The sequence below is a fragment of the Burkholderia sp. Ap-955 genome, assembly GCF_011753045.1.
GTDB classification, from domain to species: Bacteria; Pseudomonadota; Gammaproteobacteria; order Burkholderiales; family Burkholderiaceae; genus Burkholderia; species Burkholderia lata_D.
On record NZ_VWWH01000139.1, the window covers coordinates 1 to 12,505 of the forward strand.

The following is a 12,505-nucleotide window of genomic DNA, read 5'->3' on the forward strand; positions in this document are numbered from 1 at the left end:
GTGAACGACACGGCCATCACGATCGGCGCACGCGACGGCGGCCACAGCACCGCGACGTCGGTCGTCGTGCCGTAACCGCCCGTGCCGGCCTTGTCCGCGATGCGCCAGCCGGGCGGCACGCCCGCCGCGATGCCGGTCGCGCCGCGCGCGCCGCCGACCATCCATTCCGTCAGTTGCGTGCGCTGCGGCTCCTGCAGCGTGTCGCCGAGCAGCAGCCGCTGCAGCGTGTCGACCATCTCGACCGGTGTCGACGTGTCGCGTTCGTCGCCGGGCGCCGCGTTGTTCAGTTCGGGTTCCCAGTGATCGAGGCGGAACGACGTGGCGCCGCTCTCGCGCGCAAACGACGTGACGGCCTGCGGGCCGCCGAGCACGCCCATCAGCAGGTTGCCGGCGCCTTTGTCGCCCGACTGCAGCATCGCCACGCAAAGCTGCTCGATGGTCATGCCCGTGTCGACGTGACTTTCCGTGATCGGCGAGCCCGACACGATTTCATAGCGGCGGTACAGGATGCGGCGCGGCAGCAGCGACGCGTCGAGCGAGCCGCGTGCGAGCATCGCGGCGGCCGCGACGACTGCATAGGTGCCGCACAGCGGGAAGCGCTCGCGCGCGTGGTGAGCGATGCGTACGCCGTTCGACGTATCGAGCGCGGCGACGCCGAGCCGGCCATTCGAGGCCTTCTCGAGCGCGGCCAATTCAGCCTGGGCGGTATGGGCGCGCCCCTGGTCGGCGACCGGCGCGGACGTGCACGCGGCGACGAACGGCGCGGCAACGGCGGCAAGCAACAGCGAGCGGCGTGTCGGAGAGTGTTCCATGAATGTCGTGAGTTCTGTCGGAATCGGTGGCACGAAGCAGCTCGGGCATGCAGTGAAGCAGCGCACCCGATCACGCCGACAGCCGGCCCGCGACGGCATTTGCCGCGCATCCCCGAAAGACGACCGTCGGCCCCGCGAAGCGCGGGACTCGCATGAACAGACCCTAGCGTAGCAGCGACCGCCGCGACGTTCCAGCGAAACGGCCCTGCTTCACCCTTGCGACGAAGGCAGGTACGGCATCGGATTGACCGGCTTGCCGTCGCGTCGCACTTCGAACAGCAGCGCGACACGCGAATTGTCGAGGTCGCCCATCTCGGCGATCTCGTCGCCCTGGCGCACGATGTCGCCCGTCTTCACGAGCAGCTTGCGATTGTGTGCATAGGCGGTCAGGAAATCCGCGTTGTGCTGGACGATGATCAGGCTGCCGTAGTCGTTCAGGCCGGTGCCCGCGTACATCACGCGGCCATCGGCCGCGGCGCGGACGGGGTCGCCCGGCCGTCCGGCGATCTGGATACCGCGATTCTGCCCCGGCCGGAACCCGTCGACGATCTTGCCGCTCGCGGGCCACTTGAGCGCGACGCCGCCCGCATGCCGCTTCGTTTCCTTGACGACCTGACGGTCGCTCGCGCTCGACGCGGTGGTCTGCGTGGCGGCCGGGTTGCCCGCTGCGCCATTGCCCGACGCCGACGATGCGGCCCCCTGCGTGCCGGCCGCGCCCGGCGCCGGCAACGGCTGCTGCTTGACGATGCGCAGCGCCTGCCCCATGCGCAGCCTGCCGTTCGCGCCCAACTTGTTCCAGGTGCGCAGGTCGGCAATGCTGCAGCCGTTCGCGGACGCGATGCCCGTCAGCGTGTCGCCGCGCTTCACGACGTACTTCTGCGCGATGAGAATCGGCGCCGGCGGCGGGGTGGCGGTCGACGGCGCAGCGGCGAGCTGGCTCGACGGCGACGACTGTCCCGCCAGCGTGTCGCTCGGCGGAACGGACTGCGTGCTTGCACAACCGGCCATGACGAGCACGGCGGCCAGGCCTGGCAGCCACGCCGCGTTGCGGTGAATCTCGCGCGTTTTCATGGACGATCCGACTCCGGTTTGACAATCTTTCAAGCATCTCAAAAACGGAACGGCCGACGTGTAACCGGATGCAAACAATGATGACAAACGATCACGAACCGGATGCCGGCCGGCATTCGCTACCGGTAATACGGTCCGATTCAGGAAAACTTGATGGTCTTTTTGCAGGAAAGCGGAAGAATTTTCGTCTCTGGACACTATGACGAATTTGTTTCAATAGGTGCGAGGCGGCGATCGCCGCGACGTTCAGCGCAACCACGCGGCGAGTTCGGAACAGGCCCACGCGATGCCGATGCACAGGAACAGCACGTGCAACGCGATCTTGAACGACACGCCCCACGACGGATCGATTTGCATGACAGGCTCCCCGGTTGATGTGCGGCCATGATCCGCCATCGATCGCGCCCCGAAAATGCGGAACCCGCGAATCGGGCCTCAAGCTGCGCCTGAGACCGCGGCCGCGGTTCCCTGCTAACTTATCGGCCATTCCAATACGATCGCCCACCCATCATGCGTTTCGACCTGACCGACCTGCGGCTCTTCCTGAATATCTGCGAGGCCGGCACGATCACGAGCGGCGCCGAGCGGACCCACATCACGCTGCAGGCCGCGAGCGAGCGCATCCGCGGCATGGAGGACGAGCTCGGCGTGCCGCTGCTGCACCGGACCAAGTCGGGCGCGCAGGCCACCGACGCGGGCCGCGCGCTCGAACACCACGCGCGCACCGTGCTGCAGCAGATCGACCACATGCGCGGCGAACTGCAGCAATACGGCCAGGGGCTGCGCGGGCATATCCGGCTGCTGTGCAATACGGCGTCGCTGAGCGAATACCTGCCCGATGCGCTGGCCGATTACCTGCCGCATCATCCGAAGCTGTCGATCAGCGTCGAGGAGCGCTCGAGCCAGGAGATCGTGCATGCGATCCGCAACAAGACGGCCGAAGTCGGCATCGTCGCCGATTCGGTCGGGCTCGGCGGGCTCGAACAGAAGCCGTTCCGCGAGGACTGGCTGATCGTCGTCGTGCCGGCCGCGCATCCGCTCGCATCGCAGGACAAGGTCGCGTTCGACTCGATCGCCGATGCCGACTTCATCGGCCTCACCGACGGCAGCGCACTGCAGGTGCATCTCGCCGACCAGGCGCGCGCGCTCGGCAAGCGGATCCGCTATCGCGTGCAACTGAAGAGCTTCGATGCGATCTGCCGCGTGATCGCGAGCGGGGTGGGCATCGGCATCGTGTCGCGCCATGCGGCCGAGCGCGCGATGCAGACGATGGACGTGCGGCTCGTCGAGCTGTCCGATACGTGGAGCCATCGCCGGCTGAAGCTGTGCGCGCGGTCGTTCGATGCGCTGCCGAAGTACACGCGCGAGTTCGTCGCGTTCCTGTCCGGCGAAACCACGCCACGGTGACGCGCGCCGCATCCCACTCATCCCGCCGACACACGGAGGCACGGCCATGACCGACACCGATCTTGCAACCCGCTACCGCGCGTACATCGACTGCCTGAACCGGCAAGACTGGCCGGCGCTCGGCGAATACGTCTCCGATAACGTGATTCACAACAACCGGCCAGTCGGCCTCGCCGGTTACCGCAAGATGCTGGAACAGGACTTCCGCGACATTCCCGACCTCCGCTTCGACATCCGGCTGCTCGTGTGCGAGCCGCCGCACATCGCATGCCGGCTGCGCTTCGCCTGTTCGCCGAGCGGGACGTTCATGGGGCTCGCCGTCGACGGCCGGAAGGTCACGTTCTGCGAGAGCGTGGCTGCCGGTCGCCACCATGCCCCGATGTCCGTCGAATTCACCGCGATACTTATTTATGGATAACGTTTTCTCTCAAACACCGGCGAGTACGCATCGCCGGATAGTCATCCTGCTCGTCGTGTCCGCATCGGTATCCCGCGCTTCACTTCATCTCATCACGAAGAAATCCCGGTAAATTCTTCAACATTTCGCTCCAACCCTTCACACTCCCCTGCCCACCATCCGGGTTTTTCCCGCCCCGTCCGACGTGAAAGTTCATTGACATCACGCCGATCGATGCCTAAATTTGGAAAACGTTTTCCAATGTCTTCGCGCGACGCCGGTCACGGCCCGTGCCGGGAGAACGCTTGCCCGCTCGATTGGTGATTCAGGCCGTCCGTCTTCAGGGATCAGGGTTGCAGGACGGCGGCCGGGTACGGGCATCGAGCGCGGCAACGGCCACCCCCGCCCGTCCTTCATCACTATTCAAAACTGGAGACACAATGCATCCGCGCAGCAGATTCGCGCTCGGCGCCGCGTTCAGCGCCCTTTCCGTCCTGTTCGTCAGCGCCTGCGGCGGCAACGACGTGACCGACACGCCGCCACCCTCGTCATCTTCGCCGCCCCCGTCCACGACACCGACGCTCGCGTCGAACTCGCTGCAGGCGCTCGTCTACGGCGCGCCCGACACCAGCGTGCCGGCCGGCACGAACGTTCCGGTCACGATGATGGGCCAGATGCGCGCACTGTTCGACCTGATCCGGAAGTCACCCGACTTCACGCAGGTCGTGATGGATCTCGGCGACGGCACGCCGGTCCACGTGCTCGACACGAACACCGGCGACAAATTCCTGCCGGGCAAGCTCGCGCTCGGCCTGTCGTACATCCTGATCGACATGAAGTCGAAGAACGATCCGCAATACGCCAGCTACCTCGCGACGTACCAGACGATCACGACCGCGATGATGGCGCAGTCGGGCAGCAACTACACGTATGCGAATACGTCGTGGGGCGAGTACTACTATCTCGTCGCGCTGAACAACCTGAAGGCGCACGGGATGCTCAACGAAGTCTTCAGCGACGCAATGCTCGCGACGCTGCAGCGGCGGCTCACCTTCTGCGACATGTTCGGCCCCGATGCGAGCGGCAAGACCGATACGTGCCCCGCGGCCGGCACGCCGATCGACATCGCCTCGCTCAACACCGCGCAGAACTACTATGCGGTGTCCTACGGAATCGCCGGGCTGCGCCAGAAGCTCGGCTGGAGCAGCCCGTCGTTTGCATCGAAGACCGATCCGTCGGTCGCGACGATGGGCGCGCGCGACGCGCTGCTGTACACGCTCACGAACCATATCCGCAACGACTCGTCGGGCGGATTCTCGGACGAGGCGTCGAACACACACACGACCTACTACGACCAGGTGCGCTTCGACCGCTACAGCACGCTGCTGATCGGTGAAGTGACCGAGCGCACGTTCGAGATGGGCAACGAGGCGAACCTCACGCCCGAGCTGAAGGGCTATCTGCGCAAGTCGGTCGACCTGATCCTGCCGCAGCTGAACGCGAACGGCCAGGGCTTCAACTACGGCCGCTCGATCGGCCCGTACGGCGATTCGGCGTTCATGGAAGTGCTGACGGCCGCGGCCAATGCCGGCGTGCTGACCGACCAGGAGAAGCAGGTTGCGTATGCGTTCATCTACCAGGCCGCGCATCGGTTCGACACGTACTGGTACGACCCGTCGCTGCCCACGCCTTCGGTGAACATGTGGGTGAAGGGCCGCGGCACGGACGCGTATCGCGGCAAGCCGCGCGTGATGGGCGAGAACTTCAGCCTGCTGCACCAGTACCTGTACGTGAACGCGTGGTGGAACAAGCTCGGCTTCGGCGGCAAGGCGCCGATGGCCGATACGGACTACAACGCGTGGCTCGACGCGCTGCCGCACTACACGCTCACCTGGTACAACCAGCCGGGCGACACCGCGCATCCGTACAGCGCGGCGCTCGTCACCGTGCGCGACGGCCGGCGCGTGATCAACCTGAACCTCAGCCAGGCGCCCGACTACAACTCGTACACGCCGTACTACCCGGTGCCGTTCTCCGACAAGCTGATCTACGGCACGACCGATCTCGGCTACGCACTGCTGGTGCCGCAGGTGTCGTACAACGGGAAGACCTACATTCCCGTCACGTACTACAAGAACCTGAACGTCCAGCAAGGCAACGGCCAGGTGATCGTGTCGTTCGATACCGCGAAGTTCCGGCTCGCGTCGAAGAACGCGGCGTACACGACGGATCTCGATCTGCAGGTGCATACGGTGCTGACGTTCGCGCACGGCTCGGTCGCCCGCAGCGATACGCTGAGCACGGGTACGCTCACCGGCAACCTGTCGGTCGAGACGGATTTCACGTCGTTCGCGGATTTCGCGTCGACGCAGGCGAACGGCGACGGCGTGTCGGTAACCTACGCGAACAGCGCCGCGACCGGCTATGCGGCGTCCGGGTTCGACACCTGCGCGCTGTCGGCCTTCGATACGGCGAACGGCACGACGAATCCGCTGTCGACGACGCCGATCGGCCAGTTGCATTCGAACTTCGCCTGCACGACGAAGCCGTTTGCACTCGGCGCGGGCGCGACCCGCACGTTCGGGTGGACGCTGAAATACGCCGATCCGGCCTGAGCGATGTGACCCACGTCCGGTGAACGCGCCCGAAGCCGGCTGATGTCGAAACCGGCTTCGGGCGCGTCACGGACAGCGGACAGCGGGCATCGGGCTCGTCAGCGATGCCCGCTTACAGCCACCCCGAAGTCGCCATATACGCGCCGAGCGCGATGAGTCCGACGAAGAAGCAGCGCTTGAACGCCTTCTCGCTCATCACGCGCCGCGCATATTGCCCACCGGCCATGCCCGCCAGCGCCGGCACGAGCGCGAGCGCCGACACGCCGAGATCGACCGTCTCCAACGCCCCTGTCACGCGCAACTGCAGGCCGAGCACGATCGTCGATGCGGTGAACGACAGCCCGAGCGCCTGGATCAGGTCGTCCTTCGACAGCCGCAGCGCCTGCAGGTACGGGACGGCCGGCACGACGAACACACCGGTCGCGGCCGTCACGACACCCGTCAGGTAGCCGACCACGGCCGACAGCCATTTTTCATGGCGGCCCGGCGCCGGCAGCCGCGCGGCGGCCAGCCCCCACAGCCCGTAGAGGATCAGCACCACACCGAGCGCCGCATGCGTCCAGGTGCTGCCGGCCGCGAGCGCGGGCAGCCCGCCCGTCAGCGTGCCGATCGTCAGGCCGGCGAGCAGCGGCCAAAGCCGGCGCAGCAGCGGCCCGAACGACGGGCCGAGCCACAACTGCCACACATTGGTGATGAACGACGGCACGAGCAGCAGGCTCGCGGCGGCCGACGGCGGCATCGCGAGCGTCAGCAGCCCCATCGCGATCGTCGGCAGCCCGAGGCCGATCATGCCCTTGACCGCGCCGGCCAGCAGGAAGACCACCGCGATGATCGTCAGCGTATGAATGTGCATGAAAGGCGTTCCGTCCGGTTGAGTACGGCGCCGATGGTGAACCCCGATCGCGCCGCCCGCCATCTGGTTTTGCCTGAGGCTGGCTAGGGCTTGCCGGATGGAGCGGCGGCGCGACTGCGCCCATGTGCTGTCGCGCCGCGGGCCCGCGAAACACGCGCCGCCGACGTCAACGCAGGCAGGGAATGCATCACCCTCGGTGTTTCCACGAAATTCGCGGCCGTCACCGGCGCAGGCTCCGGCACCGGCCTGGGCGGCCATCGCACTCGCCCAGGCCGGTTTCACCGTCGCGCTGCTCGGACGCACCGAGGCATCGTTGCGCGACACGCAGGAATCGAACCCGAACGCGGCTTCGGCCCCGGCATCCGAATTCGGGCCGAATACAGAGGACCGCTCCTAAACAGGCACCGATCCGCGCCGATCAGTCCCCTTGAGATGCCCTCCGCCCCTGCTCGCTGTCGAGGTGCGCCATCTGTGCGGCCGGATAACGCTCACCGGCAGCCGCCCCGGCGGGAACCGCCGCTTCGATGCGAGCGATGTCATTGACCGTTAGTTGCATATCAATCGCCTGCAGCGCGTCCTGAAGCTGCGTGCGCTTGCGCGCGCCGATCAGCGGGACGATATCGCCGCCGCGCGACAGCACCCACGCGATCGCGACCTGCGCCGGATTGCTGCCCTTCTCGTCGGCGATGGCACGCAGCGCGTCGACGAGCGCGAGGTTGTGCGCGAGGTTCTCGCCCTGGAACCGCGGGCTCGCCGCACGGAAATCGCGCTCGCCTTCCCGCGCCGCGCTCCAGCGCCCGCCCAGCAGCCCGCGCGACAGCACGCCGTAGGCCGTCACGCCGATCCCGAGTTCGCGGCACGCGGGCAGGATCCCGGCCTCGATACCGCGCGACAGCAGCGAATACTCGATCTGCAGGTCGGAGATCGGCGCAACGGCGGCCGCGCGTCGGATCGTGTCCACGCCGGCTTCCGACAGCCCGATATGGCGCACGTACCCGGCCTTCACGAGATCGGCGATCGCGCCGATCGTCTCCTCGATCGGCACCGCCGGATCGACGCGCGCCGGCCGGTAGATGTCGATGTAGTCGGTGCCGAGCCGTTTCAGCGAGTACGCGACGAAGTTGCGGATCGCCACCGGCCGCGCGTCGTAGCCGGCAAACCCGCCGGCCGGATCGCGCAGCGCGCCGAATTTCACGCTGATCAGCACCTGGTCGCGTGCCCGGCCGCGCAGCGCATCACGGATCAGCATCTCGTTGTCGCCCATCCCGTAGAAATCGCCGGTGTCGAGCATCGTGATGCCGTGGTCGAGCGCCGCGTGCAGCGTCGCGATGCTTTCGTCGCGGTCGGCCGGCCCGTAGAAGTCCGACATCCCCATGCAGCCAAGCGCGAGTGCCGACACCCGCGGGCCGGTACGGCCCAGTTCACGCGTTTCCATATCCGTTTCCTCGAGTGATGAATGAACAGGCCGGATTCTGGGCGCATCGCGGCGCGCGATAAACGCGAAACACTCAACCAATCCATTCGACGCTGATTAACAATGGAGCCTGCTCCTCTCCACCCACGCACCCAACCCGCATGGATCATCTGCAAGCAATGCGCATCTTCGCGCGCGTCGCCCATCTCGGCAGCTTCACGAAAGCGGCCGAGCAGTTGCAACTGCCGCGCCCGACGGTCAGCAACGCCGTCCAGTATCTGGAAAAGCACCTGAAGGTCCGCCTGCTGCAGCGCACGACGCGGCGCGTCGCGCTGACGGCCGAAGGCGCGACCTATTACGAACGCTGCATGCGGTTGCTGGCCGATCTGGACGATGCGGAGACGCTGTTCGAGGACGCCGGCACGACGCCGCGCGGCGCGATCCGCGTCGACCTGCCCGAGCGCTTCGCGCTGAACCAGGTCATCCCGGCGCTGCCGGGTTTCCACGCGCGCTACCCCGACCTGCGCGTCGTGATCGGCACGACCGACCGCTTCGTCGATCTCGTCGCCGATGGCATCGACTGCGCGGTGCGGGTCGGCGCGATGTCCGATACGTCGCTCGTCGCGCGGCGCATCGGCGAACTGGCGCAGATCAACTGCGCGGCGCCCGCGTATCTCGAGCGGCACGGCACGCCGCGCTCGCCGGACGAACTGCCGGACCACGTCGCGGTCGGCTATTTCTCGAGCCGCACGGGCCGCGAGCTGGACTGGGAATATGCGGATATGGATTCGGGCCAGCTGCACGCGGTCAAGATGCGCAGCGTCGTGTCGGTCAACAGCTCGCAGGCGTATCTCGCGTGCTGTCTTGCGGGCCTCGGGCTGATCCAGGCGCCGCGCGAAGGGCTCGGGCCGCTGCTCGCCGACGGCTCGCTGGTCGAGGTGCTGCCGGAATGGAACGCCGAGCCGCTGCCCGTGTCGGTGGTGTTTCCGACCGGCCGGCATCTCGCACCGCGCGTGCGGATCTTCGTCGACTGGCTTGCGGAAACGCTCGGGGGCAACCCCCGGGCAGACTGACGGCAGCCGGCGCCGAGGCGCTCGGCCTCGGCACCGCCCGCCCGATCAGAACTTGTGGCGGATCGCGGCGCGCACCGCGAACTGGTTCGACGAAGCCGACGGGCCGTCCGTGCCGACCACGTAGCCGCCGTCGGCCGCCGTGCCGGTCTTGTCGCCGCCAACCTTCTGCCATGCGCCCTGCAGGTACACGTCGGTGCGCTTCGACAGGCTGTAGTCGGCCATCAGGCCGACCGTGTGGTATTTCGGCTTGAACGTCCCGGCCGCGGCATCGTACTTGCCGTCCGTGTACACGTACTGCGCGCCGAGATAGAAATCGGGCGTGAGCTGGTACTTGCCGTTGACCTCGAAGTTCTGGAACTTCGTCGCGGTCAGCCCGAGGCCGGCGAACGTCGACGCCGGCAGGTAGACGGTCGACACCGGGTTCTTCACGTCCGTCTTCGTGTAGACGAAGCCGACCGTGGCCGGGCCGAACGTGTAGTTGACGCCGCCGCCGAAGATCCGCAGGCGGTCGGCGACGAAGTTCGCATCGTCGGCCGAGATCGCGCCCGCGCTGCCGACGCCCGGGTTGTTCGCCTGCAGGTATGCAGCCGCAACCTGGAGCCCGGCCAGCGAGTACTGCGCGCCGAGGCTGTACTGACGGTTGTTCGAGAAGCCGGTGCTGTTGCTGAAGCTGTACGTGCCGCCGAACGTCAGGCCGTTCCAGTCGGCGCTCGCATACTTGACCGTGTTGTTGACGCGGAACGAGTTGTCCGTGTTGTCGTTGTCGAACGGGTGCGAGAACAGCGTGCCGCCCCAGTTGCCGTTGGCGGTGAGCGGCGCGAGATAGTCGACGACAGAGTCGTACTGACGGCCGAAGGTCAGCGTGCCGAAGCGCGGCGCGCTCAGCCCGACGAACGCCTGGCGGCCGAACATGCGGCCGCCCTGGCCGAGCCGGCCGTTGTTTACGTCAAAACCGTTTTCCAGCGTGAAGATCGCCTTCAGCCCGCCGCCGAGATCCTCGCTGCCCTTCAGGCCCCAGCGGCTGCCCTGCGCATAGCCGCTCGCCAGCTGGTAGTTCGTTTTTCCGACCCCATTGACGTTCACGTTGTTCGTGTAATTGAAGCCTTCGTCGATCACACCGTACAGCGTCACGCTGTTCTGGGCGAAGACCGGCGCGGCGAAAGCGGCTAGCGCGGCGGTAAAAAAGACGTGCTTCTTCATGACGGATCTCCGGAGCCGGGGGCCGGGCAGGGTCAAGCGCCCGGCGAATGTTTGGTCTGTTGTATGTGTGGCCCGCAGGGCGGACGACGCGGTGTGCGGCCGCGTGAGGTCAAAATGGTGTCACGTCGCAAACCGTCCGTCCATCGGGGTAGCTGAACCCTGCGCAAACCGTTGCGCTCGTCCAACTGCCCCGTTGCGCAGACTGCCTGACCCGGCTTAACGGCAGCGGCACGACGGGCGACCATTCGCGTAAACCCGATGCGCACCGCATCGGTGGCACAATGCGCATCCGTTCGTCATTTCTTCACGAAGTCATGCTTCCCCCCGATTCATGCGCGGCGCGTGCCGGCCGCGCCCGCGGCCCGCGCCGGGAGGCGGTCCGATGACCGCACCGGCCCGGGCCGGCCGCTACGCCGAGCTCGATTTCTTCCGCGGCCTCGTGCTGCTCGTCATCGTCGTCGACCACATCGGCGGCAGCATCCTGTCGCGCGTGACGCTGCACGCGTACGCGCTGTGCGACGCGGCCGAGGTCTTCGTGTTCCTCGGCGGCTTCGCCACCGCGATCGCGTACAACTCGCTCGCCGAGCGTCACGACGAAGCCGCCGCGCGCCAGCGCTTCATCCGGCGCGCGTTCGAGATCTACCGCGCGTTCCTCGTGACGGCCGGCCTGATGCTGCTGATCACGGCCGCGCTGAACGCGTTCGCGATCGACGGCCCGAACATGCCGACCAACGATCTCGACGGCCTGCTCCACAAGCCGCTCGCCGCACTGCGCGACATCCTGCTGTTCCGCCGCCAGCCGTACCTCGCGTCGGTGCTGCCGATGTATGCGTTCTTCGCACTGCTCGTCCCGCTCGCGCTGCCGCTCGCGCGCACGCAGCCGTGGCTGCTGCTCGCATTCAGCGGGTCGCTGTGGGTCGCCGCGCCGCACGTCGCGCGCTTTTTGCCGACCGTCGAAGGCGCGCCGTGGGACTTCAATCCGTTCGCATGGCAGTTCCTGTTCGTGCTCGGCGTGATCGCGCGCTGCCAGCCCGTCTACCAGACGCTCGCGCCGAAGCCGCAGGGCTGGTTGCTGACGGCCGCGGCGCTCGCGATCGTCGCGGCCGGCGCGTACTACCGGCTGCGCATCGAGCCGTTCCCGACCGATCCGTCGATCAAGCAGAACCTCGGCGCGCTGCGGCTCGCGAACTTCCTCGCGATCGCATGGCTCGCGGCCAAGCTGGTCCACCTCGGCTGGATGAAGAAGGTTGCGCACGCGATGCCGTGGATCGGCACGATCGGCCGGCAGGGGCTGCTGTGCTTCGTCGCGGGCACCGCCATCTCGCTCGCGGTCGATTCGGTGCTCTACCAGGCGACCGAAGGCTATCTCGACGTGAAGCTCGGCCTGATTGCCGACGTCGTTGCGATGGGCCTGCTGTATCTCGTCGCCAAACTCTACGGGCCGCTCGTCGCGCGGCTGCCGTTCCGTTCGCGGCGATGACGCGCCGCGCCGTCACGCGCCGCTGCTACGATAGCCGGCGCCTCTCCTGAAACGATTCGACATGCGCCGACTCGCCCTTCCATTCGCCCTCGCCCTGATCGCCGGCTCCATCGCCACCGCCCGCGCCACGCCGCCCGCGCCGGTGGCAGCGCCCGCGCCGCCACCGCCGGCCGTCCAGACCGC

Annotated in this window: 10 protein-coding genes and 1 pseudogene; 6 read left to right on the plus strand and 5 right to left on the minus strand. The window is 67.1% G+C overall.

What is annotated here, in order from left to right; translation table 11 throughout:
* Positions 1–812, minus strand: an 812-nt coding sequence (gene bla / locus F3J15_RS35220; protein ID WP_166897076.1) for a class A beta-lactamase, incomplete at its 3' end; no start/stop codon positions are given.
* A gap of 210 nt (positions 813–1,022) precedes the next feature.
* Positions 1,023–1,883, minus strand: a complete 861-nt coding sequence (locus tag F3J15_RS35225) for a peptidoglycan DD-metalloendopeptidase family protein (protein WP_166897079.1) — start codon at positions 1,881–1,883, stop codon at positions 1,023–1,025.
* 510 nt (positions 1,884–2,393) lie between these two features.
* Here F3J15_RS35225 and F3J15_RS35230 point away from each other — a divergent pair.
* The 3 genes from F3J15_RS35230 (at position 2,394) to F3J15_RS35240 (ending at position 6,302) form a co-directional block, all read left to right on the plus strand.
* Entirely contained in the window at positions 2,394–3,290 is an 897-nt protein-coding gene (locus F3J15_RS35230; RefSeq protein ID WP_166897082.1) for a LysR family transcriptional regulator, read from the plus strand.
* A gap of 46 nt (positions 3,291–3,336) precedes the next feature.
* Positions 3,337–3,708 (plus strand): ester cyclase, encoded by a 372-nt coding sequence (locus F3J15_RS35235; protein WP_240159216.1) that lies wholly within the window; start codon positions 3,337–3,339, stop codon positions 3,706–3,708.
* A 419-nt stretch (positions 3,709–4,127) separates the two neighbouring features.
* A complete protein-coding gene (locus F3J15_RS35240; protein WP_166897085.1) occupies positions 4,128–6,302 on the plus strand; it encodes a hypothetical protein in 2,175 nt (724 codons plus the stop codon).
* 112 nt (positions 6,303–6,414) lie between these two features.
* On the opposite strand, the gene F3J15_RS35245 is transcribed toward F3J15_RS35240, so the two are convergent.
* A complete protein-coding gene (locus F3J15_RS35245) occupies positions 6,415–7,155 on the minus strand; it encodes a sulfite exporter TauE/SafE family protein (RefSeq protein WP_166897088.1) in 741 nt (246 codons plus the stop codon).
* A gap of 186 nt (positions 7,156–7,341) precedes the next feature.
* On the opposite strand from F3J15_RS35245, the pseudogene F3J15_RS38295 reads away from it, so the two are divergent.
* Positions 7,342–7,489 (plus strand): annotated as a pseudogene (locus tag F3J15_RS38295) (3-oxoacyl-ACP reductase); the annotation flags it as partial.
* An 84-nt stretch (positions 7,490–7,573) separates the two neighbouring features.
* Here F3J15_RS38295 and F3J15_RS35255 read toward each other — a convergent pair.
* Positions 7,574–8,590: an aldo/keto reductase gene (locus F3J15_RS35255; RefSeq protein ID WP_166897090.1), complete on the minus strand. Its 1,017-nt coding sequence runs from the start codon at positions 8,588–8,590 to the stop codon at positions 7,574–7,576.
* Between the two features lie 140 nt (positions 8,591–8,730).
* Between F3J15_RS35255 and F3J15_RS35260 the strand changes: the two genes are divergently transcribed.
* On the plus strand, positions 8,731–9,642 hold the full coding sequence (locus F3J15_RS35260; protein ID WP_069251847.1) for a LysR family transcriptional regulator: 912 nt from the start codon (positions 8,731–8,733) through the stop codon (positions 9,640–9,642).
* A gap of 45 nt (positions 9,643–9,687) precedes the next feature.
* Here F3J15_RS35260 and F3J15_RS35265 read toward each other — a convergent pair whose 3' ends face one another.
* The gene (locus F3J15_RS35265) at positions 9,688–10,842 is read right to left on the minus strand and encodes a porin (protein WP_166897093.1); all 1,155 of its coding nucleotides are present in this window, start codon (positions 10,840–10,842) and stop codon (positions 9,688–9,690) included.
* Positions 10,843–11,224: 382 nt separating this feature from the next.
* On the opposite strand from F3J15_RS35265, the gene F3J15_RS35270 reads away from it, so the two are divergent.
* Complete coding sequence (locus F3J15_RS35270; RefSeq protein WP_089448440.1) at positions 11,225–12,322, plus strand: OpgC domain-containing protein; 1,098 nt, start codon at positions 11,225–11,227, stop codon at positions 12,320–12,322.
* Positions 12,323–12,505: the final 183 nt, after the last annotated feature.

Bases quoted from the DNA above. Each gene is read 5' to 3' on its own strand.
- F3J15_RS35225 (WP_166897079.1), bottom strand. From the start codon at position 1,883: ATGAAAACGCGCGAGATTCACCGCAACGCGGCGTGGCTGCCAGGCCTG.
- F3J15_RS35230 (WP_166897082.1), top strand. From the start codon at position 2,394: ATGCGTTTCGACCTGACCGACCTGCGGCTCTTCCTGAATATCTGCGAG.
- F3J15_RS35235 (WP_240159216.1), top strand. From the start codon at position 3,337: ATGACCGACACCGATCTTGCAACCCGCTACCGCGCGTACATCGACTGC.
- F3J15_RS35240 (WP_166897085.1), top strand. From the start codon at position 4,128: ATGCATCCGCGCAGCAGATTCGCGCTCGGCGCCGCGTTCAGCGCCCTT.
- F3J15_RS35245 (WP_166897088.1), bottom strand. From the start codon at position 7,155: ATGCACATTCATACGCTGACGATCATCGCGGTGGTCTTCCTGCTGGCC.
- F3J15_RS35255 (WP_166897090.1), bottom strand. From the start codon at position 8,590: ATGGAAACGCGTGAACTGGGCCGTACCGGCCCGCGGGTGTCGGCACTC.
- F3J15_RS35260 (WP_069251847.1), top strand. From the start codon at position 8,731: ATGGATCATCTGCAAGCAATGCGCATCTTCGCGCGCGTCGCCCATCTC.
- F3J15_RS35265 (WP_166897093.1), bottom strand. From the start codon at position 10,842: ATGAAGAAGCACGTCTTTTTTACCGCCGCGCTAGCCGCTTTCGCCGCG.
- F3J15_RS35270 (WP_089448440.1), top strand. From the start codon at position 11,225: ATGACCGCACCGGCCCGGGCCGGCCGCTACGCCGAGCTCGATTTCTTC.